This window comes from Sphingomonas sp. BL-S-28 (assembly GCF_055521515.1).
This window is the reverse complement of the sequence record NZ_CM145484.1, coordinates 1,574,437-1,598,054: the sequence shown is the minus strand read 5'-3', so window position 1 is coordinate 1,598,054 and position 23,618 is coordinate 1,574,437. Positions and strand designations below refer to the sequence as shown.

The 23,618-nt window shown below is 66.1% G+C and carries 22 protein-coding genes; 9 read left to right on the top strand and 13 right to left on the bottom strand.

Annotated features, from left to right (window positions below; translation table 11 throughout):
* Positions 1 to 211: 211 nt before the first annotated feature.
* The 3 genes from ACZ1JC_RS16300 (at position 212) to ACZ1JC_RS16290 (ending at position 3,909) form a co-directional block, all read left to right on the top strand.
* On the top strand, positions 212 to 2,335 hold the full coding sequence (locus tag ACZ1JC_RS16300) for a putative bifunctional diguanylate cyclase/phosphodiesterase (protein ID WP_465135870.1): 2,124 nt from the start codon (positions 212 to 214) through the stop codon (positions 2,333 to 2,335).
* 155 nt (positions 2,336 to 2,490) lie between these two features.
* A complete protein-coding gene (locus ACZ1JC_RS16295) occupies positions 2,491 to 3,420 on the top strand; it encodes a 1-phosphofructokinase family hexose kinase (RefSeq protein WP_465135871.1) in 930 nt (309 codons plus the stop codon).
* A 66-nt stretch (positions 3,421 to 3,486) separates the two neighbouring features.
* Positions 3,487 to 3,909, top strand: a complete 423-nt coding sequence (locus tag ACZ1JC_RS16290) for an acyl-CoA thioesterase (RefSeq protein ID WP_465135872.1) — start codon at positions 3,487 to 3,489, stop codon at positions 3,907 to 3,909.
* A gap of 134 nt (positions 3,910 to 4,043) precedes the next feature.
* On the opposite strand, the gene ACZ1JC_RS16285 is transcribed toward ACZ1JC_RS16290, so the two are convergent.
* Positions 4,044 to 4,694 carry a TetR/AcrR family transcriptional regulator gene (locus tag ACZ1JC_RS16285; protein WP_465135873.1) on the bottom strand — a complete coding sequence of 217 codons (651 nt, stop codon included), beginning with the start codon at positions 4,692 to 4,694 and terminating at the stop codon, positions 4,044 to 4,046.
* 172 nt (positions 4,695 to 4,866) lie between these two features.
* Between ACZ1JC_RS16285 and ACZ1JC_RS16280 the strand changes: the two genes are divergently transcribed.
* From ACZ1JC_RS16280 to ACZ1JC_RS16265, 4 genes are all read left to right on the top strand, one after another.
* On the top strand, positions 4,867 to 5,193 hold the full coding sequence (locus ACZ1JC_RS16280) for a 2Fe-2S iron-sulfur cluster-binding protein (RefSeq protein WP_465135874.1): 327 nt from the start codon (positions 4,867 to 4,869) through the stop codon (positions 5,191 to 5,193).
* 14 nt (positions 5,194 to 5,207) lie between these two features.
* Entirely contained in the window at positions 5,208 to 6,467 is a 1,260-nt protein-coding gene (locus ACZ1JC_RS16275; RefSeq protein ID WP_465135875.1) for a cytochrome P450, read from the top strand.
* A 990-nt stretch (positions 6,468 to 7,457) separates the two neighbouring features.
* Complete coding sequence (locus ACZ1JC_RS16270) at positions 7,458 to 9,098, top strand: FAD-dependent oxidoreductase (protein ID WP_465135876.1); 1,641 nt, start codon at positions 7,458 to 7,460, stop codon at positions 9,096 to 9,098.
* A gap of 33 nt (positions 9,099 to 9,131) precedes the next feature.
* Positions 9,132 to 10,469, top strand: a complete 1,338-nt coding sequence (locus ACZ1JC_RS16265; protein WP_465135877.1) for an MATE family efflux transporter — start codon at positions 9,132 to 9,134, stop codon at positions 10,467 to 10,469.
* Here ACZ1JC_RS16265 and ACZ1JC_RS16260 read toward each other — a convergent pair.
* The 9 genes from ACZ1JC_RS16260 to ACZ1JC_RS16220 are packed head-to-tail and all read right to left on the bottom strand — an operon-like array spanning position 10,456 to position 17,209.
* Positions 10,456 to 11,058 carry a DUF938 domain-containing protein gene (locus tag ACZ1JC_RS16260; RefSeq protein ID WP_465135878.1) on the bottom strand — a complete coding sequence of 201 codons (603 nt, stop codon included), beginning with the start codon at positions 11,056 to 11,058 and terminating at the stop codon, positions 10,456 to 10,458. The genes ACZ1JC_RS16265 and ACZ1JC_RS16260 overlap by 14 nt on opposite strands.
* 40 nt (positions 11,059 to 11,098) lie before the next feature.
* A complete protein-coding gene (locus tag ACZ1JC_RS16255; RefSeq protein WP_465135879.1) occupies positions 11,099 to 11,425 on the bottom strand; it encodes a hypothetical protein in 327 nt (108 codons plus the stop codon).
* 25 nt (positions 11,426 to 11,450) lie between these two features.
* Entirely contained in the window at positions 11,451 to 11,906 is a 456-nt protein-coding gene (locus ACZ1JC_RS16250; protein WP_465135880.1) for a chemotaxis protein CheW, read from the bottom strand.
* Between the two features lie 14 nt (positions 11,907 to 11,920).
* Positions 11,921 to 12,292, bottom strand: a complete 372-nt coding sequence (locus tag ACZ1JC_RS16245; protein ID WP_132386747.1) for a response regulator — start codon at positions 12,290 to 12,292, stop codon at positions 11,921 to 11,923.
* Between the two features lie 17 nt (positions 12,293 to 12,309).
* Entirely contained in the window at positions 12,310 to 12,894 is a 585-nt protein-coding gene (locus tag ACZ1JC_RS16240) for a chemotaxis protein CheD (RefSeq protein WP_465135881.1), read from the bottom strand.
* Positions 12,895 to 12,898: 4 nt separating this feature from the next.
* Positions 12,899 to 13,924 (bottom strand): chemotaxis-specific protein-glutamate methyltransferase CheB, encoded by a 1,026-nt coding sequence (gene cheB / locus ACZ1JC_RS16235; RefSeq protein WP_465135882.1) that lies wholly within the window; start codon positions 13,922 to 13,924, stop codon positions 12,899 to 12,901.
* Positions 13,921 to 14,790, bottom strand: coding sequence for a CheR family methyltransferase (locus tag ACZ1JC_RS16230; RefSeq protein ID WP_465135883.1), 870 nt, complete (start codon positions 14,788 to 14,790; stop codon positions 13,921 to 13,923). Before ACZ1JC_RS16230 ends, cheB begins: the two co-directional genes overlap by 4 nt.
* Positions 14,787 to 16,952, bottom strand: coding sequence for a chemotaxis protein CheA (locus ACZ1JC_RS16225; RefSeq protein ID WP_465135884.1), 2,166 nt, complete (start codon positions 16,950 to 16,952; stop codon positions 14,787 to 14,789). Before ACZ1JC_RS16225 ends, ACZ1JC_RS16230 begins: the two co-directional genes overlap by 4 nt.
* Positions 16,949 to 17,209, bottom strand: a complete 261-nt coding sequence (locus tag ACZ1JC_RS16220; protein ID WP_465135885.1) for an STAS domain-containing protein — start codon at positions 17,207 to 17,209, stop codon at positions 16,949 to 16,951. The genes ACZ1JC_RS16225 and ACZ1JC_RS16220 overlap by 4 nt, the downstream gene beginning before the upstream one ends.
* 199 nt (positions 17,210 to 17,408) lie before the next feature.
* Here ACZ1JC_RS16220 and ACZ1JC_RS16215 point away from each other — a divergent pair, with 199 nt between their 5' ends.
* Positions 17,409 to 18,452, top strand: coding sequence for a chemotaxis protein CheB (locus tag ACZ1JC_RS16215; RefSeq protein ID WP_465135886.1), 1,044 nt, complete (start codon positions 17,409 to 17,411; stop codon positions 18,450 to 18,452).
* A gap of 292 nt (positions 18,453 to 18,744) precedes the next feature.
* Here ACZ1JC_RS16215 and ACZ1JC_RS16210 read toward each other — a convergent pair whose 3' ends face one another.
* From ACZ1JC_RS16210 to ACZ1JC_RS16200, 3 genes are read right to left on the bottom strand one after another with little or no spacing between them, the layout of a single operon-like run.
* The gene (locus ACZ1JC_RS16210; protein ID WP_465135887.1) at positions 18,745 to 20,295 is read right to left on the bottom strand and encodes a DHA2 family efflux MFS transporter permease subunit; all 1,551 of its coding nucleotides are present in this window, start codon (positions 20,293 to 20,295) and stop codon (positions 18,745 to 18,747) included.
* The gene (locus ACZ1JC_RS16205; protein ID WP_465135888.1) at positions 20,295 to 21,446 is read right to left on the bottom strand and encodes an EmrA/EmrK family multidrug efflux transporter periplasmic adaptor subunit; all 1,152 of its coding nucleotides are present in this window, start codon (positions 21,444 to 21,446) and stop codon (positions 20,295 to 20,297) included. Before ACZ1JC_RS16205 ends, ACZ1JC_RS16210 begins: the two co-directional genes overlap by 1 nt.
* Positions 21,439 to 22,908: an efflux transporter outer membrane subunit gene (locus ACZ1JC_RS16200; protein ID WP_465135889.1), complete on the bottom strand. Its 1,470-nt coding sequence runs from the start codon at positions 22,906 to 22,908 to the stop codon at positions 21,439 to 21,441. Before ACZ1JC_RS16200 ends, ACZ1JC_RS16205 begins: the two co-directional genes overlap by 8 nt.
* 126 nt (positions 22,909 to 23,034) lie before the next feature.
* Here ACZ1JC_RS16200 and ACZ1JC_RS16195 point away from each other — a divergent pair, with 126 nt between their 5' ends.
* Complete coding sequence (locus ACZ1JC_RS16195) at positions 23,035 to 23,589, top strand: TetR/AcrR family transcriptional regulator (protein ID WP_465135890.1); 555 nt, start codon at positions 23,035 to 23,037, stop codon at positions 23,587 to 23,589.
* The last annotated feature ends 29 nt before the right edge of the window (positions 23,590 to 23,618 follow it).

Below are 23,618 nucleotides of genomic sequence, written 5' to 3'. Positions count from 1 at the left end.
CTCAAGACCTTTCCTGGGGAGGAAAGCCGCCCGTCGCACCTTGCGTGCGGCGGGCTTTTTCGTCGGCCACCGGAAAAACACCGATCGCCGTGATAGCCGGTTAGCAACCAGAATGGATCATACTCTGGCGCTGGCACTCGTCCCGTCGCATCCGCATTGACAAGAAAATTAACGGCTTGCCTATATCCCCGGCTGCCAGCTTGGGGGCACCATGTTGATTCCTGGGGACGAATTCAAAGGCGATGTAAGCGAAACGGCGGGCGAACCGGCGATCGCGGACGCGCACGAATCGCTGGAGGCTGCCCTTGCCGCCGCCTCCCGCGCCGAACGTCTGCTGCGCGACGCGATAGAGGCGTTGCCGCAGGGAATCGTGATTCTCGACGAAGACGATCGCTACATCCTGTGGAATCGCCGTTACGAGGAAATCTACTGCCGCTCCGCCGATCTGCTGAAGCGGGGCGAGAAGCTGGGCGATACCCTGCGCATCGGCGTGGCACGCGGCGACTATCCCGAAGCGATCGGCCGTGAGGAAGAATGGCTGGCCGAACGCGTGGCCAAGCTGCGCCAACCCGATTGCCGCCACGAACAGCGCCTTTCCGACGGCCGCTGCATCCTGATCGAGGAACGCAAGACCGACAGCGGCGGCACCATCGGCGTGCGCGTGGACATCACCGACATCAAGCAGCGCGAGGAAGCCTTCCGCCTGCTGTTCGAACAGAACCCGCTGGCCATGCTGGTCTACGACGATGCCAGTGGCCGCGTCCGCTCCGCCAACGAGGCCGCCTGCCGGCTGTTCGGCTATGCCGGAGACCAGATCGCCGGCATTGAGGCGGTGCGCCTGTTCTCCGCGCCCGAGCGGGAGACCGCCGCGCGGATGCTGGCCACCGATTGCCCCGAAGGCGATTCGTGCTGGCGCCTCGTCCGCCGCGATGGCGGCACGGTGGAGGCCATGGTCTCCACCCGGCTGTCGCAGCTTGAGAACGAGACGGTGACGATCGTCTCGATCGTCGACGTGACCGAGCGCCGCCGCATCGAACAGCGCATGGCCCACATGGCCCGGCATGACGAGTTGACCGGCCTCGCCAACCGCGCACATTGCCGCGAATACCTGAGCCAGGTGCTGGAGCATGCCTCCCCCTCGGACACGGTGACGCTGGCCTTCGTCGACCTCGACCACTTCAAGGCGGTGAACGACACCTACGGCCACCACTTCGGCGACATGCTGCTGACCGACGCGGCGCGGCGGATGCGCGAGCTGATCCCGCCCGGCGCCCTGCTCTGCCGCATCGGCGGGGACGAATTCGCCATCATCTTCCGCCGTTCCAGCCAGACGCAGGCGGAACTGGTGTCCAAGTCGATCATCACCGCGCTGAGCGAGCCGTTCTTCGTCCACGGCAACATGCTGCACATCGGCGCTACCATCGGCTTTGCCAGCGCCCCTTACGACACCACCGATCCGCAGACCCTGCTGCGCTACGCCGATCTGGCGCTCTATGCTGCCAAGGGCGAGCGTCGCGGTTCCTGCCGCGGCTTCGAAGCGCGCATGGACGAGGCGGCGCAGGCCAAAAGCCGGCTTGAGAAGGACTTGCGCAAGGCCGTGCAGGAAGGCGGGCTGGAGGTCCACTACCAGCCGCTGGTCAATCTGGAGACCGGCGAGATCGAATGCTGCGAGGCACTGCTGCGCTGGGATCATCGCGATCGCGGGCCGGTCTCTCCCGAAGTGTTCATCCCACTGGCGGAAGAACTGGGGCTGATCGATCAGGTCGGCCGCTTCGTGCTCAATTCGGCCTGCCGCGAAGCGATGACATGGCCGCAGAACGTGCGCCTGTCGGTCAACGTCTCGCCGCTGCAGTTTCGCAATGGCAACCTGCTGAGCACGGTGATCAACGCACTTTCGGCCTCTGGTCTTCAGGCAGAACGGCTGGAACTGGAAATTACCGAGGCGGTACTGATGGAGCGCGGCCCGCGCCCTGCCGCGATCATCCGCAACTTGCGCGCCTTCGGCATCGGCATTTCGCTGGACGATTTCGGCACCGGCTATTCCTCGCTCAGCTATCTGCTCAATTACCCCTTCACCAAGATCAAGATCGACAAGTCGTTCATCCTGAACCTGCAGCGCGAGGCCAATTCGCGCGCGGTGATCCGCGCCGTGATCGGCCTTGGCCGCAGTCTGGGCGTGGCGGTGGTGGCCGAAGGGATCGAGCGCGAGATGGAGCGCGAATACTTGCGCACCGAAGGCTGCACGCAGGGACAAGGCTTCCTGTTCGGCCGCCCCGGCCCGGCCGGCACGATCACCTTCGAAGCGCGCGAGACCGGCAGCCGCGACGCGGCCTGATACGCCGCCAAGCCCGGCTGCCCGTTCTGGCGCCAGCCCGGCCCGCGTCTGACGCCGCTTGACGCATCTTTGCGATGACGGGCATGATTTCCGATAGATAAGCGCGCCATCACCAGCACCGGCACTCCCTTCCCCCCGCCACGGAGCCCGCCTCGATGAAAAGCATCGCCACGCTGACCATGAACCCGACGATCGACGTGTCGTATGATGTCGGAAAGGTCCGCCACACGCACAAGATGCGCACCGATAACGAGCACTATGCGCCCGGCGGCGGCGGTATCAACGTGGCCCGCGTCTTCGTGCGCCTGGGCGGCAATGCGCGCAGCTACTACCTTTCGGGCGGCGCCACCGGCCCGGCGCTGGACGGATTGATAGACCTGCACCAGCTTGTCCGCACCCGGATCGAGATCCAAGGCCCCACCCGCATCGCCGCCGACATTCTAGAGCACGAAACCGGCAAGGAATACCGCTTTACCCCCGCCGGCCCGCATGTCAGCGAGGCGGAATGGACCCACGCGCTGGAGGTTCTGGACGAGGCCGATTGCGACGTGATGGTGATGAGCGGATCGCTGCCGCCGGGCGTCCCGACCGACTTCTACGCCCGCGTCATCCGCCTGCTGCGGCCCAAGGGGATCGAGATCGTGCTGGACACCTCTGGCGAAGCGCTGGCGGCCGGCATCGCCGAGGGCGGGCTCACGCTGGTGAAGCCCAGTCATGGCGAATTGGCGCAATATGCCGGCCGTCCGCTCGACACACATGAGGCACTCGGCAAGGCGGCGATGGAGATCGTGGACGCCGGCAAGGCGCGCCTCGTCGCCGTCACCATGGGTCACGAAGGCGCATTGCTGGCCCACGCCGATGGCACCAAATTCCTGCCCGCATTGAAGATCGACGCCGCCAGCGCAGTGGGCGCGGGCGACAGCTTCGTCGCGGCCATGGTCCACGCCTTGTGCCGGGGGGACGATGATCTCACCGCGTTCCGCATCGGCCTTGCCGCCGGCTCCGCCGCCGTGCTGCGCGCCGGCACCGACCTTGCGCGGCCTGCGGATATCGAGCGACTGCTGGAGCAGGTCGAGCCGGTGTAAGAAATCCGCAGGAGGGTCCATCAAAGGCGCTATCTACCGATCCGCGCAAGTGATATTGACGTATACGTGAACTACGCGATTCCCCACCGCTTCCCGATCGGCATCGATCCCGAGGACATCGACTTTATGGGTCATGTCAACAATGCCAGTTATCTGAAGTGGGTGCAGGCCGCCGTGCTCGATCACTGGCGGGCGATTGCGCCTTCGGAAGCGATCACGCAGCACCTCTGGGTCGCGATCAAGCATGAGATCACCTATCGCAAGCCCGCCTTTCTGGAAGATGACGTGATCGCCACCGTCCTTCTGGAAAAGGTGCAGGGCGCGCGCGCGTTCTATGAAACCGTGATCCGTCGCGGCGAGGAAGTCCTGGCGGAGGTCAAGTCCAGCTGGTGCTGCCTCGATGCCGATACCATGCGCCCGGCGCGACTGGCACGCGACGTGATCCAGCGCTTCTTCTCCACCGAAGACGGCGAACCGGCGGCGGTCTGAACCCGCCGCTCAGCCTGCATGCGGCGCTGGCCTAGAACATTTTCTAATCAGGTGGAATCACCTGATGACTCGGAAAATGCGACCAACCAAAAACTTAGAGCAGTCGATCCGACGCAGTCGGGTCCAAAACGGCTCTAGACCCTGATCGCCCGCAGGCAGAACGACCAGATCGCCTCTGCCAATGCCTCTCGTTCGGCGCGGTCGGGAGCGCGGCCTTCCTCTTCCAGCAAGAGCGTGTGCACCGTGGTCGAAACCAGGTTGTAGATCAGCCGCGCCTGCAGCGACGGATCGGCCTGACGAAACACGCCTGCCGCCATCCCCTTGGCGATATAGCCGGCAATCAGATCCAGCAGCGGCTCCAGCGCCGCCTTGAGTTCGGCCGGACGCTGCTGGGCCAGCCGCAAGTGTTCGCGGCTGAGCGCGGCACTGCGCAAATGGGCGCCGGCAACGGGCATCTGCCCCAGTTGCGCCTGCCCCACCACGATGCCACGCACAACGCCCTCCAGCGCCTCGGCCGGGCCCACGGCATCGGCGGTCATCGCCCGGAACTGGTGCGCAGCAGCACGCAGGGTGGCGTCGAACACCGCCAGCACCAGATCGTCTTTGCCCTGAAAACGTTCGTAGAACGCGCGCCGCGCAAGGCCCGTGCGCGCCAGCACGGCGCGGATGGTCAGCCCTTCCAGCCCCGCCTCGTCCAGCAGATCGTGCGCGGCGGCGATCAGCCTGCGCGTGCGATCCTCATCGACATCGTCGAAGACCACGGACGGGTCGAGGCTCGGGTTCATGGTGGCCATCGCCAAAGGGTTATCGCCTCCGCGCCGCATGGTCCAGCCCCGGCCCACTGCTGCCCCGCGCCGACGGATAGGCGCCCGATTGACTCTTCGGCGCCCTTCGCGCTAGAAAATCGAGAACAGCGTTCTCAAAGCAACGCGGCAGACAGGATTTCAGGAGAGCAAGATGCCCAAGGTCACTTACGTCGACCATTCCGGCCACGCGACAACAGTGGAGGTCGAAGCCGGCGAAAACGTCATGCGCGGCGCCCTCTACAACGGGATCGACGGGATCACCGGCGAATGCGGCGGTGGCCTCTCCTGCGCCACCTGCCATTGCTACGTCGATGAGGAATGGACCGACACGGTGGGCGGCCCCGCTTCGCAGGCGGAGGAAGAACTGCTGGAATCCGCGGCAGACGAGGTGAAGCCCTCCAGCCGCCTGTCCTGCCAGATGGTGATGACCGACGCGCTCGACGGGCTGGTCGTCCACCTTCCCGAACACCAGTTCTGAGCGGGAGAGAGACGATGCCGATCGACGCCGCCAACCCCGTTCCGCCCAGCTTCCCCCGCCATGTCGGGATGGATCAGGTTCCCGATCACGTGCCGGCCGATCTGGTCCGGCAGGTGGGCCTGACCTTCGGGCCCGAATTCCTGGCTTCCCCGCACGATTTCATGGCCGCGCTGCACGAAAAGCAGCCGCCGATCTATTACGACGTCAGCCCGATGGGCAACATGTGGCATCTCACCAAGCATGAGGACGCCCTGTTCGGCCTGCGCCATCCGGAAGTCTTCTCGAACGAAGGCGCCACGCCCTTCCCGCGCGATCCGGACGACTATTTCTACTTCATCCCGATCGAGATCGATCCGCCGCACCACCGCAAGTATCGCAACATCGTCGATCCGGTGTTCAGCCCGCAAGGCGTGCTCAAGCTGGAAAAGCTGATCCGCGAGCGTGCCAACGCCCTGATCGACGAGATCGAGGCCAAGGTCGCCGCCGGTGGGACTTGCGAATTTACCGAGGATTTCGGCCGTCCGCTGCCGGTGGCCGTGTTCCTGGACATCATGGGCCTGCCGCAGGACATGCGCGATACCTTCGTGTCATGGGCGATGGACCTGCTGCATTCGAACGACCGCGCGATCATGGGCGGGGCGATGCGCAACATCACCGCCTATCTGAAGGAAGCCATCGCCGAGAAGAAGGCCAATCCGGACGACGGCGTGGTCAGCCTGATCGCCCATGCCGAACCGGGCGGCGTGCCGATGTCCGAAAAGGAGATCTTCGGCTTCGTCTGCTTCCTGTTCATCGCCGGGCTGGACACCGTATTCGCCACGCTGAACAACATCTGGGCGTGGCTGGCGGAGAACCCCGAAAAGCGGCAGGAGATCATCGATCGCCCGCAGGACATCGACAAGATCGTCGAGGAAGTGCTGCGCCGCTGGTCGGTCACTTTCTCCGGCCGCGTGCTGGACAAGGACCACGAAATGCGCGGCGTGCAGATGAAGAAGGGCGACCGCGTCACCTTCATCTTGCCCGCCTGCAACTTCGATCCGGACGTCTTCCCCGATCCGCTGACGGTGGACTTCGATCGTCCGCGCAAGACCATCCTGGCCTTCACCGTGGGCGTGCACAGCTGCATGGGCGGCCACCTCGCCCGTCTGGAAGTGAAGATCGCGCTGCAGGAATGGTTGAAGCGCATTCCGAACTTCGAACTGAAGCCCGGCACCCGGATCGAGTACCGCCCGGGCGGCGTGATCGGGCCGGAAGAAGTGCCGCTGGTCTGGTAAAGCGCCGGCCCGCCGTAGCGGCTGAAACGAAGGGGGCGGCGTTCAGCGGTCCCCTTTTTTTGTGCTGAGTTGCGCCCAAATTTCGGCGCGCAAATTCCGACTGGAGCGAAAAGGAGGGGCGGCGGCGCAAGTCGTTTGCCGGCTTGCGCCGCCGGGGCGAGTCCGCGCTGCCCCTCACGCGCACGCCCTCCCCCCTGAGGTCCACCGGGACCCACGCGACCACGAAGGACTCTCCGGCGGAAATAACGGGATGATCGATGCTTCAGCTCTCGACCGCGATGCGCGCGGTGATGCCGGTTCTTGACCGGCGGTGCTCAAGCGATCCTCTCCACGGTCCATTTTGATGGGAACATCTGTCTTCGATCAGCGGCCTTTCCTGGTCTGGAGCGCGAAGCTGTCTGAAGCGGATGTGCAGGATCGCATCGGCGCAATTCGCAGGAAAGACAGGATCGATCCAAATCCGAGCGATCACGGCGCCCCGCTATGCGCAGTCCTCTCAAGAAGAACCCTTGAGGCGCCCGTGCCGACGCATTGGTTAACCGACCGAAAACGGAGCCAATTGGGTGACTACGCAGCGCCCGTTCATTCGTCCGGCGCGAACATGCTGCGTAAAGCCGTCTACACGCCCGCGCAGGATGCTGCAGCAATGCCACAGTCATGGCCTTGTCCGCCCCGCTGTTATTCACCGATGCAAATTCGGACTTTGCGAAAGCGGAAAAATGTTTCAAGGTGCAAGGCGAAGGGCCGTTCTCGGCCTTGCCGGCGTTGGGAGAGAGCGCGTCGGGGAGAGTAAAAACCTCTCCGGCGCGCCGATACCTTCGCAAGTGCAGCATGATTTGGATATCTTGAATTCGCGCCCCTGTCCCTCGAAAAATGAGGACAGGGGCGCAATTCGTTCGGCCATCTTCCCGGCGATTTTTGCGCAGTTGCAGCATTAGTCGTATCAACTTGAAGCTTAAGCAAAAGACCAAAGGTGATTCGCCCGAATTCATGGGTTCGAAGCGCCCGGATGATGGACTGGCCAAGATGCCGGATATCGAGTGCGACGTCCTGATCGTCGGCAGCGGGATCGGTGGACTTACCGCGGCAATTGCCGCGCGCATGGCCGGTCTCGATACGCTGGTGATCGAGCAGGACCTGCTGGTCGGCGGCCCCTCTTCCTTGTCCAGCGGAATGCTCTGGCTGCCCAACAGCCCGCTGATGCGCCGTGATCGCGTACATGATTCGCGCGGCGAGGCGCTCAACTACCTTGGCAACTTCGTGGCCGACGGGGATCCCGCATCCACCCCCGAACGCCGGGCCGCCTTCGTCGACGGCGTCGCTCCGCTGGTGGCGCTCTACGATGCGCGCGGCGTGCCGCTGCGCCGGTGCCAAGGCTATTCGGACCATTACGACACCCTGCCCGGCGGACATGCGGAAGGGCGCGCGGTGGAAACTTCGGTGATCGACGCGGACAGGCTTGGTTCCTGGCGTCGGCGCATCCGGCCGCAGAGCCTGCCGATCCCGGCGCGTGCATCCGAACTGGCGCGCCTTGGCCGCACAGGCACGACATGGGAAGGCCGACTGGGCGCGGCCCGGCTGCGCTGGCGCCGGCTTGCGGGCAAAGTGCGCGCGCAGGAGCTGTTCACGGCGGGTGCGGCGTTGCAGGCGCGCTTGCTGCTGGCCGCGCTGGAACTGGGCGCCGAGATCCGCACCCGCACCGCGCTGTTGGGTCTGGAAAGCGAGCGCGGCCGCGTGAGCGGCGCGATGATCGATTGCGAAAGCTGGCACCGCCGCGTTCGGACGCGCCACGGTGTGATCGTCGCCAGCGGCCGCGTGGCACCCAACGCATCGCAGGGCTGTGATGGCGACGGCGTGCGCGACGCGGTTTCGGCGATGACCGGGCTTGGCGCCGGCACTGCCTGGATGAATGAGGCCTGGCGCTTCGTGCGCCTCGCCTCGGACCGGACCCCGCCAGCTCTGATCGTGCTGCCGGCACTGGCCAAGCCGCATCTGGTGATGGTGGACGCGCGCGGCAATCGCTTCGTCAACGAGGCTGCTCCGCCGATGGAAGTGGGGCGCGCCTGCCTCGTCCGGCAGGAAGCAGCCGGCGACATGCCCGCCATCTGGGCGATCTGCGACGCTCGCCACCGCGCACTTTACCGGTTCGGTCCGTTTCGAGCCGGCGCCCTCCCGCGTGAACGGTTGCACGACGGCACCGTCCACAAGGCCGGCACGCTGGACGCCCTCGCCCGCGCTTGCGGGATCGATCCCGCCGGCCTCCACACCACCGTGACGCACTGGAACGCCATGGCCACCCACGGAGAGGACGCGGACTTTGCCAAGGGCGCTTCGGCCTACGACCGCTATCACGGCGACCCGCGCCACTATCCCAATCCCTGCGTGGGGCGCATTTCGCAGCCGCCGTTCTTCGCGATTCCGCTACGTGCCGACAGCCTGGGCTCTTGCGGCGGCGTGTTGGTCGATGCCCATGCGCAAGTGCTGCGCGGCGATCTTCGGCCGATCCCCGGCCTCTACGCCATCGGCGGCTGCACTGCGCCGCTTTCCGGCCCCAATGACATTGCCCCCGGTTTCGCGGCGGGCGTCGGCGCGGTGTTCGGGATGATTGCCGTGCGCCACATGGTCGGATAGGCGCACGAGACCACTCCGCCCGACAGGTTCCACTTGCTCCGCTTCTCCCGCCCCGACACCGCACAGGCCCGCCTGCTCTGGTCCATCGCCCTGCCCGCGATGCTGACCAATCTGGCGACCGCGCTGTTCGGGTTGGCGGACATGTGGGCGATCGGCAGGCTGGGTGACGCGCCGGCGCAAGGCGCAGTGGAACTGGGTGCCAAGTTCATGATGGCGCTGCTCAACGTCTTCAACTTCCTGCGCACCAGCACCGTGGCGCTGACCGCGCAAGGGGCCGGACGCGGCGACACGCAGGCGCAGGCAGCCACGCTGGCACGCGCCATGGCGGTGGCGCTGGGGATCGGCACATTGCTGATCGCCGCGATGCCGCTGGCGATTCCGCTCGGTCTCGACCTGCTGGATGCCAAGGCGGCGGTGCGGGAGAGCGCGCAGCATTACATCGCCATCCGCTATTGGGCGGCGCCGCTGTGGCTGGGCAACTGCGTGCTGGTGGGCTGGCTGATCGGCCAGCGACTGGTGCGCCATGTGCTGGTGGTGGAAGTGGCCGCCAATGCCGTCCACATCGCGCTGGACCTGTTCCTGGTGCTGGTGGTGCACTGGGGCGTTGCCGGCGTGGCGACGGCGACTTTGACGAGCGAGGCATTCAAGTTCCTCGTCCTTGCCGCCATCGTGCTCAACCGCCCTTCGGCGCGCGCCGCCTTTGCCGCGATGCGCCGCCGGGTGACGTGGCGCCGTGCCGATCTGGCCGCGCTGTTCGCGCTGAACCGCGACCTGTTCCTGCGCACGCTGTTGCTGACGGCCGTGCTGCTGCTGTTCGCCCGCACCGGCGCGCAGGGCGGCCCGGTAACGCTGGCGGCCAACGGCATCCTGTTCCAGCTGTTCATGCTGGCCACGCTGATCCTCGACGGGTTCGAAAGCGCCGCGCAAGTGCTTTGCGGAGAGGCCCTTGGCGCCGGCGAGCGATCCCGCTTCAACGCTGCCGTGCGCGCGGCGCTGTTCTGGGGCGGGGCGACGGCGCTGGTGCTGACGCTGGGCTATGTCATTGGCGGGGAGGCGCTGGCCGCGCGCTTCAGCACCGACCCGGCGGTGATCGCCCGCGCCGCGCAGTTCGTGCCGTGGGTCATGGTGCTGCCCATCGCCGGCTATGCGTCCTACGTGCTGGACGGCGTCTTCGTCGGCGCAGGATGGACGCGGGCGATGCTGGGGACGATGGCCGTCTCCATGGCGATCTACGGCGCGTTGATCTGGCTGCTCCATCCACTGGGCAATGCCGGATTGTGGACCGCCTTCACCCTGTTCTTCGTCGCCCGCGCGGCCAGCCAGTTGGCCGTGCTGCCGCGCAAGGTGCGGGCAAGCTTCAGCGCTTCCTGAAAACGACCGTAAGGTTGTTCGCCGGCATCTCGATCACACGTTCGAGAGCAAACCCGCGCGCATCGGCCTCCCGCGCTACGTCTTCCAGCAAGCGCAGGCCCCACGCCGGATTGCGACGCTTCAGATCCTCGTCGAAGGCGGCATTGCTCGGCTCGATTGCATGGCCTTCGCGGCGATAAGGGCCGTAAAGAACCAGTGGTGCGCCGGCGGACAACAGCCGCCCCGCCGCCGCCATCAGCCCCTCGGTCGCGGCCCAAGGGCTGATGTGGATCATGTTGATGCAGACCACCGCATCGGCGCACTCCACGGGCCATTCCGCTGCGGCGGCGTCGATTTCCAGCGGAGCGAGCAGGTTCGCCACGCTCTCCGCCTCCCGCCACGCCTCGATCGAAGCGCGGGCATCGGCATCCGGATCGCTGGGCTGCCAGTCGAGATGCGGCAACCCGCGCGCGAAGTGGACGGCGTGTTCGCCGGTGCCGCTGGCCACTTCCTGCACCCTGCCCGATGCCGGCAGGACATCGCGCAGCACGTCGAGGATGGGATCGCGATTGCGAGCGACGGCGGGTGCAGTGCGGCGAAGATCGGACATGGCACGGGGTTAGCCCCGGCCGATCACGCCTGCAATACGCTCACTCCCACAGGCCAAGCGTGTCCATATCGTCAGGCTCCTGCGGGTCGAGCGGCACCTCGCACAACATTTCGCTATCGTCCAGAAAGCCGCAGAACCGCTGGTGCAGTGCCTCCAGATTGATCCGCCGCATCTCCGCCGCGCTGAACCCTGCGGCGACGATGGCCGCCAGCGCGCGCTGCTTCTGGGCGATCAGGTCGATCGCCTGAAGTTCCCGCATATGGCGCGCGGCGAAGTCCTCGTCACGGCAGAGAACTTCGCCCAGCGCCTCTATCTCCGCGCCCAGTTCCACCAGCACATCGGCCATTGCGACGAACTTCGGGGCCATGAATTTGGAATCGTGGATCATCGGGTCACGCGGCCAGAACCGGCGCGTCCGACGCGCTGAGCGATTGCAGGTCCAGCACCATGACCATGCGATCTTCTATCGCCACCAGCCCCTCCAGGAACGGGATCACTTCGTCCCGGCCCGCGCTGGGCGGGGCCTGCAGGGCCTCTGAGTTGAACGCCACGATGTCCGACACCGAATCGACGATCAGCCCCTGCGATTGCGTGTGCGCCGCATGACCGTCCACCTGACAGACGATGATCGCGTGGCGCGGCGTCGCCTCGGTCGGCGTCCAGCCCAGCCGCGCCGCAAGGTCGATCACCGGCAGCACGGTGCCGCGCAAGTTGACCACGCCCGCCACGTAGTGCGGCACGCGCGGCATCGGGGTTACCGGGGTCCATGCCCGGATCTCGCGGATCGACATGATATCGAGGGCGAAGATCTGGCCGGCGACTTCGAAAGTGATGAGTTCGCGGTGCATGGTCACGGTTTCCTTCAGTGGGCGACGCGGCGCACGGCCGCGACCAGCTTGTCGGTATCGAACGGCTTGACGATCCAGCCGGTGGCCCCGGCGGCGCGGGCGCGGGCCTTCTTCTCGTCCGAACTTTCGGTGGTGAGGACAAGGATCGGCCGGTCGCGATGGCGGGTGCCGCCGCGCACCTGCTCGATCAGGCCGAACCCGTCGAGCCGGGGCATGTTGATGTCGGTAATGACGACATCTACCTCGTTGGCGGCAAGCCATTCCAGCGCGGACATGCCATCGTCCGCCTGCGCGACATCGAAGCCGTTGGTGGACAGCGCATGATTGAGCAGCGCGCGCATCGATGCGCTGTCGTCGACGGTGAGGACACGGGTGGTCTTGGACATCAGGGGCCTCGTTTCCTTCAGAACAGTTCGACTTCGCCGCGCTGGGCCAGTTGGGCTGCGGCCAGCGGGGCGGCAGGTTGGGTAATCGGCTCCGGCGCGTCGGACGCGGCGACGGTGCGGCAGCGCACCAGTCCCGAGGCGGGGCGGAAATCCACGCGGCGGGCGCTGGCGCCGCCAAGGTCCTGCTTCACCAGTTCGATCCGCTCGCGCTCCAGAAAGCCGCGCGCGAATTCGGCGTTGGCGGTGCCGATCCGCTGCATTCCCGCGCGGATGTTGGCGCCGCCGTAAAGATGCGCGCGCAGCCGGTCCTTGCGCGCGCCGTAGGACAACATCTCGTTGATCAGCATCTCCATCAGGTAGACGCCGTAGTGCACGTCCACCTCGCCCCGCGCATGGCTGGCGGGCGGTTCCGAAAGCAGGAAGTGGTTCATGCCCCCCAGCTCCGCCACCGGATCGTAAAGGCAACTGGCAACGCAGGAGCCGAGCACAGTGCTCAGTTCCACGCGCGGCCCGGCGCTGACCTTGAACTGGCCTTGCAGCACGGTCAGCCGCAAGGGCTCTCCAGCGGTTGTGGGGCCGGTCTGGGTAGGCTGGAAATTCATCGCCTCAGGCCGCCTTGTTGAACGCATGGCGAGCGATGCGTCCGATCGGGGCGACAACCCGCGCCGCCCCCAGCGAGATCGCCGCGCGCGGCATCCCGAACACGGTGCATGTCTGCTCGTCCTGCGCGATGGTGTGCGCGCCCGCCTCGCTCATCGCCAGCAGCCCGCGCGCGCCGTCCTGCCCCATGCCGGTGAGCAGGATGCCGACCGCTCCCGGCCCCACCTCCTTCGCCACGGAAGCGAACAGCGCATCGACGCTGGGCACATGGCCGCTGATCGCCTGCCCGCGCCGCAGCCGCGTCGTCAGCGTAGAACCGCCGCGCACGGTCAGGTGATGATCGGCCGTGGCCGCCAGATAGACGTGCCCGGGCAGCAAGGGCATGTCGGGCTCCGCCACCTGCACCTGCGCCGGGCCGGCCTGATCCAGCGTGCGGGCAATGGCCGGGGCGAAGCGCGGGTTCACGTGCTGGACGATCATCGTCGGCGGGCAATCGACGGGAAACTCGCGCAGCAGCACCTGCAGCGCCTCCACACCTCCCGTAGAGGCGCCGATTGCGATCAGGCGAGTATCGCGCCGGATCGAGCGCCGGCTTTCCTCGCCCACCACCGGCGCGGTCTTGCCGGGCTTGTGGAACTTCACTTGCGCGGCATCGCGGATCAGTTCGGCCAGCTCGCCGCCGTCCTGCAGGGCCAATTTGCCGGTGGGATCGTACTTCGAATAGCAGCCCACCGCCCCCAGCCCCAGCGCCCGGGCGGTGACATCGTTGCCCTCTTGCGTGGCGCCGGACACGATGATCACCGGCGTCGGCCGCAGGGTCATGATCTTTTCCAGAAAATCGAGCCCGTTCATCCCCGGCATCTCGATATCCAGCGTGACCACGTCGGGATCGAGCCGCTTGATCAGCGCCCGCCCCTCCGCCGCGTCGGACGCGGTGCCGACGACTTCGATATCGCGCTGCTCGCTCAGCCGCGACATCAGGATCGCGCGCATGGTGGCGGAATCGTCGACGATCAGGACCCGGATGCTCACGCCTCGTTCCTCTTGTAGATGGTGGGGCCGACCAGCCGCAGCATGGCGGCGGCGGGCCCGGTCACGCGTTCGGAATGGCCGATGTAGAGATAGCCGCCGGGGTTGAGCGCCTGCGCATAGCGGGCGACCAGCCGCTCGTTGGTGGGGCCATCGAAATAGATCATCACATTGCGGCAGAAGATCGCATCGAACCGGCCCTTCATCGGCCAATTGCCATGCAGGTTGAGTTGGCGGAAACGCACGATCGCGCGTGCCGGATCGGCAATCGTAGTCTCGTCCCCCCGCGTGCTGCTCCACACCGTGCGCAAGTCGGCGGGCACCGGCTCTACGTCCTTGGCCGCGTAAGTCGCCGCCCGCGCCTTGGCCAGCGCATGGGGCGCGATGTCGCTGGCCAGCACCGCCAGATCGCGCCGCGCCAGATCCAGCCCTTGCGCGCGGTCCGGACCAAGCAGGGTCATGACCATCGACCACGTTTCCTCCCCGCTGGAACAGCCTGCCGACCACAGGCGCGCCGGTTCGCCGGCCTTCAGCTTGCGAATGAGATGCGGGCGCACTTCGCTGGCGAGGTGCTCGAAATGATGCGCCTCGCGGTAGAAGAACGTGTGATTGGTGGTCAGCGCGGCCACCGCGCGGGCCAGTTCCTCTGCGTCTATCCGCATCAGTTCGATGTATCGGCCGAAGCTGACCGAACCGGTGGAGCGCACCAGCGGGGCCAGTCGCGAATAGACCAGCATCGCCTTGCCTTGCGGCAGCACGATGCCGACTTCGTCATAGACGATCTTGGACACCGCAGCGAAATCGCGCGCGCTGTAGATATCCGGACTGATGCCGGGGATCGGGTCCATGGTGAGCGCCGGTGCGGTCACGCGGCGTGTCTTTCATGGCCGGGCTTGTCGAATGGGGGCCGATCTTGCGGCGGCAGCGCGCAGGCCACCAGACTGTCGACATCGACGATCAGCGCCACGCGCCCGTCGCCCAGGATCGTCGCCCCGGCGACGCCTTCCACCACGCGGAAATTGGTGGCCAGGCTCTTGATCACGAACTGCCGCTGGTCCTGGATATCGTCCACCAGCAGCGCGGCCTGCCCGGCGCTTTCGGTATCGACGACCACCAGCACGCCTTCTTCGGGCGAAGTCGCGCCCAGCGGCGATCCCAGCGCATCCTTCAGCGCGATCACCGGAATGAACCGCCCGCGCACATTGAGCATGGCCTGACTGGAACCAAGACCCTGCACCGCACCCTCTTCGGGGCGCAGGCTTTCCACCACATGCGCCAGCGGCACGACCAGCGTCTGATCGCCCACGTTGACGATCATCCCGTCCGAAATCGCCAGCGTCAGCGGCAGGGTGAGGATGAAGGTCGTGCCCTTGCCGGGCGTACTTTCGATGGTGATGCGCCCGCCCAGATCCTTCACGTTCTGGCGCACCACATCCATGCCGACGCCCCGGCCGGAAATGTTGGACACCACTTGCGCGGTCGAGAAGCCGGGGGCGAAGATCAGGTTGTCGATCTCCTCGGCGGAAAGCTGCGCCTCGGCGCTGACGATGCCTTTCTCGATTGCCTTGGCCAGCACGCGTTCGCGGTTGATCCCGGCGCCGTCGTCCCCGATCGAGATGAGAATACGGCCCGAACGATGCTCGGCCGAAAGCGTCAACGTGCCTTCGGGCGATTTGCCGGCGGCGATGCGTTCTTCCGCCGTTTCGATGCCGTGGTCCACCGCGTTACGGATCAGGTGCGTCAGCGGCTCGCCCAGCCGTTCGATCACGGTCTTGTCGAGTTCGGTGGTCTCTCCGAAAACGTCCAGCTTCACGTGCTTGCCGGTGGTCGCGGCCAGATCGCGCAGGATGCGCGGCACGCGGCTGAACACGCTGCCGATGGGCTGCGCGCGGATCGACATCGCGCTTTCCTGAATGTCCCGCGTCAGGCTTTCCAGCAGCGATAGCTCCTCGGTGGCGGTAACGCCGGCGCCTTCCAGCCGCTGGTCCAGCATGGCCTGCGCAATCACCAGTTCGCCCACGAGGTCGATCAGACGGTCCAGCTTGAACAAGTCGATCCGGATCGACTGACCGGTGGCGACCGGCGGTGGCGTCGATGCCGCCGAAGATTGAGTGGTGGACTGGGATGCAGGCTGGGGGGCGCTCTGTGTTGCAGACTGAGGGCCGGAAGCCGACGGACATGCCGGTTCCGGCGCGACGGGTTCGGCAATGGGCAGCGAGAGTTCGACCGGCGGAATGTCCTCATCCATGCCGAAGGCCAGCGCGCAATCGTCTCCGATGAAATCGAAGATATCGCGCACGGCATCCTCGGCCACGTCCTGCGGCATGGAGAAGGTCCAACCCAGATAGCCCTCGGAAACATTCAGGCTATCCAGCGGGGGCACCGGTAGGGCGTCGCACCGCTCGACCTGCCCGCCCAGCGCCACAACCTCCCGCAACATCAACAGCGGCTCGCTGCCATTGCGCATGGCGGCGGCGCGGGGGCGGAGATGGACATTCCAGCGGTCGGCTTCCGTGGCCTTCGGCGCATCGAAGCCGCCGGTGAGATCATCGAGCAAAGCATCGAGATCGAGGCCGAAATCGTCATCGCTGTCAGAGGCGGGCTCCGGTTCGGGCTCGGGCTCCGATGCAGCCTTGTGCGCCGCTCCGGCCCCGTTTGCCGCCATCGACGCTTCCATCTCCGCAATCAGCGCAGCATCGGGCGGCGGTGCCCCGCCCTCACGCGCCGCCTCGACATGGTCGGACAGGGTATCGAGCGCGCGCAGCAGTAGATCGACCAGCTTCGGCTCGATCGCCACCAAACCCTCGCGCACGTCGGAAAGCAGCGTCTCGAACGTATGCGTATAGGCCTGAAGCGCGGTGTAACCGAAGGCTCCTGCCCCGCCCTTGATCGAATGGACCGCGCGGAACACCGCGTTCACCGTATCGGCATCCTGCGTGCCTTCGCGGCAGGCAGCGAGGCCCGCTTCGGCGGCGGACAGCGATTCCTCGCACTCGGCGAAGAATATCTGCTGGATTTCCTCGGGGCTCACAGCGCGGGCTCCTCGAACAGTTCGGCGTTCAAACCGGTCAACCGTGCAGCTTCCTCCAGCGCCGGCGATGCGGTGATGCGCGCGCCTGCCCCGCTGCGCCGGGCGGAAACCAGCAATTGCAGCACCGCCTGGCCGACATGCGCGACGCCGGTGCCGTCGATCTGCATCGGCGCATCGCCCACGGCAGCCACCAGTTCGGGCCAGAGCGCTTCGGCGGCGGCCCGGTCGCAGCGAGCCGGCAAAGTGATGCTGGTCATGCAAATCCCCGTTTTTAAGTGGCCCCGGCCGCCCCGCACTGGATGCGAAGGGGCGCGCTGAACGCCCTGTCCTATCCACGACGATGCCAACACGGCGTTTGCCGCAAACTCAGGCGATGCCCTTATGGCGGCTAAGGGAATTGGTCTCAGGCTGGGGGCTATCGGAACTTTCGGTCTCAATCCGAAAGGCGAACCCCTCATGCATGACGCCCGCGTCCTGGTGGTCGACGATTCAGCCGCGATGCGCGCGCTGTTCTGCGACGTGCTGGAGCAATCCAAGAACGTCGTCGTCGTCGGCACCGCTGCCAGCGCGGCGGAGGCCCGCGACCAGATCGCCGAACTGCGCCCCAACGTCGTCACGCTGGATGTGGAGATGCCGGGGATGAGCGGGATCGAATTTCTGGAAGAGATCATGACCACCAACCCGATGCCGGTGGTGATGCTTTCCGCCCTTACCCAGAGCGGCACGGAAACATCGCTGAAAGCCTTCGAACTGGGGGCGGTGGAATGCTTTCCCAAGCCGCTGAAGGCCACGCCCGAACAGTTCGCCAAGACGGTGGGCAAGCTGGGCAAGATCGTGATCGCCGCCGCCAATTCGAACGTGCGCGATCGGCCGCGCCATCGCGGACCGAAAGCGGAAGGGGCGAGCGCGGGCGGCTATGCGCCCAACGGCAAGATCGCCGCGTTCAGCACATCGATGGGCGGCGTGGATGCGCTGACCGAAGTCTTGGCGCACTATCCGAAGAACTGCCCGCCCACCGTCATCATCCTCCAGACCGAGCCGGCCTTGGCCGAGATGTTCATAGCGCGTGCCGACAAGGACTGCGCCTGCGCGGTGAAGGCTGCGGCGGACGGGGCGGAACTGGCGCCGGGCACCGTCCACATCGCGTTCAATCCGGGCAAGCACGTAATCGTCGAACCCGGCAGTCCGGCCAAGCTGCGCATGGTGGAACGCGATCCGGTGGAGGGCTTCCGCCCTTCCGCCACGCTGCTGTTCGGAACGATCGCACGCGGTGGACTGCCGGCGATCGGCGCGGTGCTGACCGGCATGGGCGAGGATGGCGCCAAAGGCCTGAAGCTGCTGCAGGCGGCGGGGTGCCGCACGCTGGCGCAGGATCGCGGCACCGCCACGGTTCCGCAGGCCCCGGCTGCGGCAGTGGAGGCCGGCGCGGTGGATGCCGAACTGAAGCTGGAAGAGCTGGCCGCCGATGTGCTGGCGCAATGCGGAACGGCTGACGGCTGACGGCGGAAGAAAAGGGGGGTCCCCGCCTTCGCGGGGACGACGGGTAAAAGCGCCCACCTGTCCTGCGGTACCAGCCCACTCCCCCACCCGACCTCCCCTACGGGGTAGAATCTGGGAGGTCGGCCCCCTCAGCGAAAAGGTCCCCCGGACCTTTTCGTATTCTTCGGGACGGGAGTGGGCCGGTGCCGCAAGCCTTCGACGGATGTCGAAGGCGCACCCCACAAAAAAGCCGCCGACGCCAGGGATAGAGGGGGGAGGCGTCGGCGGCTGGCCGGTCGGCAGGCTAAGGCGGTTAGTGCCCGCCGGAAGCCGGCTTCGCACCACGCGGGGGACGCGGTGCAATCCAGATAGTGCATGCTGCGATGAACAGCAGGATCGCGCACAGGGCGAAGACGTGAACGGTGCCCAGCGCCGTGCCTTGCGCGTTGACGAGGTTGGCCAGCGTCTGGCGCGCCTGCTCCATGGAGAAGCCGGCGGCCTGAAGCTGATCCACCGTCTGCTGTGCGCCGTTCATCGATGCGGCCATGTCCGCCCCGTTGGCGCGGCCCATGTCTTCCCAGGTGGTGGTCACCAGAGCCGTGGCGATGGCGCTGGCCAGCGTGCGGCCGAAGTTGGCGATACCCGCCGCGCCCGCCGTTTCATCCGGATCGACCGAGGCCAGGCTGATGGTCGTCAGCGGCACCATGAACAGCGAGACGCCGACGCCCTGCACCAGCTGCGGCCAGGCGATCGTCCAGAACGGCACTTCGGTAGACCAGCTGGTGCGGAAGATCGCACAGATCCCGATCCACGAGATGCCCAGGAACACCAGCAGGCGCGGATCGAAACGCTGCATCAGCTTGGGCACGAAGGGTGATGCGAAGACCGCCAGCACGCCGGAGAAGGCCATGGCCTCACCCGCCTGCGTGGCAGTGTACCCCATCGAGGTCTGCAACCACTGCGGGATCACCACGACCGAGGCGAAGTAGGTGCCGAAGGCGATGGTGAGCGAGAACGTCGCCGCCGAAAAACCACGGTGACGGAAGACCTTCAGGTCCACAACCGGGTGATCCTCGGTCAGTTCCCAGATCACGAAAGCGATGAAGAACAGCACCGCGATCACCGCCAGCGCGACGATGAACGGCGAACCGAACCAGTCCCGCTCCCGCCCAAGGTCCAGCATCATCTGGAACGCACCGACCCAGGCGATCAGCAGGGCCAGACCGATGACGTCGATCGGCAGCTTGCGGGTAGGCGTCTCGATCCCGCGCAGCATCGTGAACAGGCCGAAGAAGACCAGTGCCACGATCGGCACGTTGATGAAGAAGATCCATTCCCACGACCAGTTATCGGAGATGTAGCCGCCGACGATCGGGCCCGCGATCGGCGCGGTGACGACCGTCATCGCCCACATCGCCATGGCGCGGGGATGCATGTGCTTGGGGAAGATGCGCAGCAGCAGCGTCTGCGTCAGCGGCATCAGCGGGCCACCGCAGAAACCCTGCCCCAGACGGAACAGCACCAGCAGCGGGAACGTATGCGCAATGCCGCAAAGCGCGGAGAACACGCCGAACCCGATCAGCGAGAGCAGGAACACGCGCAGGCTGCCGAAGCGCCCGGCGAGCCAGCCCGTAAGCGGCACGCAGATCGCCTCTGCCACGGCGTAGGAGGTGATCGCCCAGGTGCCGTTCGACACCGAGACGCCAAGGCCGCCCGAAATGTGCGGGATCGAGACGTTGGCGATCGTCATGTCGAGCACGACGACGAAGTTGGCCATCGCCAGCAGGAAGCCGGCGATGAGCAATTTCGCACCGGTAAAGGTGCCGCTATCGCCCGCCCCAGCAGTTGGGGGAGCGCTAGCCATCAGTCAGCGTCCGTCAGGTGGACTTCGGCGTCCATCGACAGGCCCACGCGCAGCGGGTGCTGCTGCAGTTCCTTGGGATCGAGTTCGATACGCACCGGCAGGCGCTGCACCACCTTGATCCAGTTGCCGGTCGCGTTCTGCGCCGGGATCAGCGAGAATGCCGCACCGGTGCCGCCGGAGAAGCCCACCACCTTGCCGTGGAACGTCACGCCGGAGCCGTAGAAGTCGGAAGTCAGCGTGGCCTTCTGTCCGGGACGGACATTGCCCAGCTGCGTTTCCTTGAAGTTGGCATCGACATAGAGCTGCGCGACCGGAACCACCGTCATGGCGACGGCGCCGATCTGGACCTTCTGGCCGACCTGGATCGCACGCTTGGCGATCACGCCGTCGATCGGGGCGCGCACGATCGTGCGTTCCAGATCGAGCTTGGCCTGATCGACCTTGGCCTGGGCCTGGCGGATCTGCGGTGCGGTATCGAGCGTGGTGCCCTTGGTGATGGCAACGGCCGCGTCTTCCTGGCGGCGGGCGCTGATCGAGTTGGCCTGCATCTGGGCCAGCCCGGCGCGGGCCTCACCCTCGCTCGCCTTCGCCGAAGCCAGCGCCTCGCGGGCAGTGGTCAGGTCTTCGGCGGAAACCGCACCCGAACCGACCAGAGCGGCACGGCGGGAATAGTCCGCCTGCGCCTTGGACAGCGTCGCCTGCGCCGAAGCCAGCTTGGCCTTGGCAGAGTTGATCTGCGCGTCGCTGGCGTCTGCCGAGGCGCCCAGGGCGCGGTTGTTGGCCAGCGACTGGCCATAGGTGCGCTGCGCAGAGGCCAGTTCCGCTTCGGCCTGTTCAAGGGCAATGCGCTGATCCGAATCCTCGATGCGGAACAGCAGTTGGCCCTTCTTCACCGGCTGCGTATCGGTAACCAGCACTTCGACCACGCGGCCCGAAGTCAGCGGCGTCACTTGCGCGTTGTCGGCTCCGACATAGGCATTGTCGGTAGAGACCGAGCGGCTGCCGATGAAGAAGTCATAGGCGCCATAGAGCACCGCGACCACGACCACGGCGACACCGAGGCCCACGAGCAACGGTTTGCGGCGGTCCTTGCCCAGCACGCTACCGTCTCCAGCGTTTTCAGCAGGCGAACCCTGCGCTTCGTCAGTCATTTTCGGGGGCCTTCTTGCTGGAATTGTCTTCGTAACCGCCGCCGAGCGCGCGCTTCAGCGCGACGTCTTCGGACAGGGTCCGGAAATGGGCGTCCACCGCCTGCTGCTGCGCATCGAGCGCGGTGGTCTGGGCGGTCAGGGCATCGAGGTAATTGCCGATGCCGCCGTGATAGCGCTGGAACGCAAGGTCCTGCGCGCGGGTGGACTTGGAGGCAGCGTCTGCCGAGGCCCGGTCCTGATCCTGTGCGGCATTGCGGCTTGCCAATGCGTCGGCAACCTCCTGCAGCGCACCGATCAGGGCGGAGTTGTAGTCCGCCACAGCCAGATCATAGCCGCCGCGCGCCTGGCGATAGTCGCCCTGCAGGCGGCCGCCCTGGAAGATCGGCAGACTGATCGCGCCGGTGCCGTTGCCGTAGGTCGACCCGCTCTTGAACAGGTTCGACAGGCCCAGCGATTGCAGGCCGATCAGGCCCGAAATCGAAATGTCCGGCATGAAGGCGGCCTTGGCGGCACCAATGCGCTTGTCCGCCGCCTCTGCACGAAGCCGCGCGGCGACGATGTCGGGACGACGGCCGAGCAGGTTGATGCCGGCATCGGCGGGAACCGCAGCGACCGGGATCGCGCCGATCGCGGTGGGCGTGATCGAGAGTCCGCGGTCCGGCCCAGCGCCCAGCAGCGCGGCAAGCGCATGGCGGCGCAGCAGGATCTGCTCGTCATTCTGCGACAGCGCGACGCGGGCGGAAGCGGCCAGCGCCTCCGACTGGCGCAGCGGCGCTTCCTGATCGAGGCCCTGTTGCACGCGCTGGCCGGTGAGATCCACAAGCGTCTGGCGGGCCTTCACGGCATCCTTCAGCGCTTCGCCCCGCGCGATCAGGCGGGCAAGGTCGAAGTAGGAGGATACGACGTTGGACGAGAGCATCAGTTCGGCCTGCCGCGCATCAGCCTCGGCGGCCATGCGTTCGGACGTCGCGGCGGCGAGTTCCTTGCGGTTCTTGCCCCAGAGGTCGAGGTCGAAATCGCCCGAAAGCGCCAGATCGCCGGTGCTTTTCCAGCCCTTGGGAACGAAATCGGCGGGAATGCCGTTGTTATAGCTCTGCTTGGCCATGCCGGCGGAGCCTTGGCCATTGAGGCTCGGCAGGGTCGCCGCGCCGGCCACCTGGGCGGCGCCGCGAGCCTGCAGGATGCGTGCCTGTGCGGCGGCGACATCCGGCGAGCCGGCAATGGCTTCGGCCACCAGCGCGTCAAGCTGCGGATCGCCATAGGCGGTCCACCACTGCTGCTGGGGCCACTGGGCAGCCTCACCGGCAGAAAGTGACCCAGATAGTGACTGGGTGCTGTCCAGCGTTGAAGGAGTCCGCAACTGCGGCTTCGGCCCAAGGTCGGGCACCGCGCAGGCGGATAGCGAAAGGCCGACGGCCAGCATGGATGCTGCCGCGACTCGGGGGAGCGGGATCGTACTCATCAGTACAGTTTTTATCCTCCTTGACCTTGCCCCTGTCAATCGAAAAGCGTACTATGCAGTACTATGACAGCATGTACGGGTAAGAGAGAACTCAACAAGGCCAGGAAGCGGGCGGAGATCGTCCAGGTGGCGACGCGTTCGTTTTTCGAGCGCGGCTATGCCGCCACCAGCATGTCCGCCATTGCCGACGAACTGGGCGGATCGAAGGCCACGCTCTGGGCCCACTTCAATTCCAAGGAAGAACTCTTCGCCGCCGTGGTGGACGACAAGGTGGAAGCCTTTTCCAAGGACGTGGACGAAGTGCTGACCGGGCAAACCTTTTCCTACCCGGCCCTGCGGCGCGCCTGCCTGCGATTCCTCGATTGCCTGCTGCGCGAGAATTCGGTGCAGATTTTCCGTCTCGTCGTCAGCGAGGGAGAAAGATTCCCCGAAATCAACGAGATGTTCTACGAACGCGGCCCCACCAAGTTTCGCGCCTGCGTGACCAAGTTCTTCGAAACGCGCTTCTCGCACGAAGAGGCCGAGCGGCTGACGCTGATGACGGTTTCAGCGATGGTCGGCTATCGTTCCGACGTGCTGATGCGCCCGCAGCGCCCCACCCTGCGCGACCGCGAGACTTTCGTGGATACCGTGATCGGCCTGATCGACTGGCCGACGCACCACGCCGTCGAACAGGACTGATCCCCAACCCCATCGGCTGCCGTCCAGCG

What these genes read in the sequence shown, in the direction of transcription:
- ACZ1JC_RS16210 (WP_465135887.1), bottom strand. Translation starts at nt 20,295, where the DNA reads ATGGCTAGCGCTCCCCCAACTGCTGGGGCGGGCGATAGCGGCACCTTT.
- ACZ1JC_RS16295 (WP_465135871.1), top strand. Translation starts at nt 2,491, where the DNA reads ATGAAAAGCATCGCCACGCTGACCATGAACCCGACGATCGACGTGTCG.
- ACZ1JC_RS16270 (WP_465135876.1), top strand. Translation starts at nt 7,458, where the DNA reads ATGGGTTCGAAGCGCCCGGATGATGGACTGGCCAAGATGCCGGATATC.
- ACZ1JC_RS16200 (WP_465135889.1), bottom strand. Translation starts at nt 22,908, where the DNA reads ATGAGTACGATCCCGCTCCCCCGAGTCGCGGCAGCATCCATGCTGGCC.
- ACZ1JC_RS16240 (WP_465135881.1), bottom strand. Translation starts at nt 12,894, where the DNA reads ATGAATTTCCAGCCTACCCAGACCGGCCCCACAACCGCTGGAGAGCCC.
- ACZ1JC_RS16300 (WP_465135870.1), top strand. Translation starts at nt 212, where the DNA reads ATGTTGATTCCTGGGGACGAATTCAAAGGCGATGTAAGCGAAACGGCG.
- ACZ1JC_RS16255 (WP_465135879.1), bottom strand. Translation starts at nt 11,425, where the DNA reads ATGGCCCCGAAGTTCGTCGCAATGGCCGATGTGCTGGTGGAACTGGGC.
- ACZ1JC_RS16215 (WP_465135886.1), top strand. Translation starts at nt 17,409, where the DNA reads ATGCATGACGCCCGCGTCCTGGTGGTCGACGATTCAGCCGCGATGCGC.
- ACZ1JC_RS16220 (WP_465135885.1), bottom strand. Translation starts at nt 17,209, where the DNA reads ATGACCAGCATCACTTTGCCGGCTCGCTGCGACCGGGCCGCCGCCGAA.
- ACZ1JC_RS16260 (WP_465135878.1), bottom strand. Translation starts at nt 11,058, where the DNA reads ATGTCCGATCTTCGCCGCACTGCACCCGCCGTCGCTCGCAATCGCGAT.
- ACZ1JC_RS16285 (WP_465135873.1), bottom strand. Translation starts at nt 4,694, where the DNA reads ATGAACCCGAGCCTCGACCCGTCCGTGGTCTTCGACGATGTCGATGAG.
- ACZ1JC_RS16205 (WP_465135888.1), bottom strand. Translation starts at nt 21,446, where the DNA reads ATGACTGACGAAGCGCAGGGTTCGCCTGCTGAAAACGCTGGAGACGGT.
- ACZ1JC_RS16275 (WP_465135875.1), top strand. Translation starts at nt 5,208, where the DNA reads ATGCCGATCGACGCCGCCAACCCCGTTCCGCCCAGCTTCCCCCGCCAT.
- ACZ1JC_RS16245 (WP_132386747.1), bottom strand. Translation starts at nt 12,292, where the DNA reads ATGTCCAAGACCACCCGTGTCCTCACCGTCGACGACAGCGCATCGATG.
- ACZ1JC_RS16280 (WP_465135874.1), top strand. Translation starts at nt 4,867, where the DNA reads ATGCCCAAGGTCACTTACGTCGACCATTCCGGCCACGCGACAACAGTG.
- ACZ1JC_RS16250 (WP_465135880.1), bottom strand. Translation starts at nt 11,906, where the DNA reads ATGCACCGCGAACTCATCACTTTCGAAGTCGCCGGCCAGATCTTCGCC.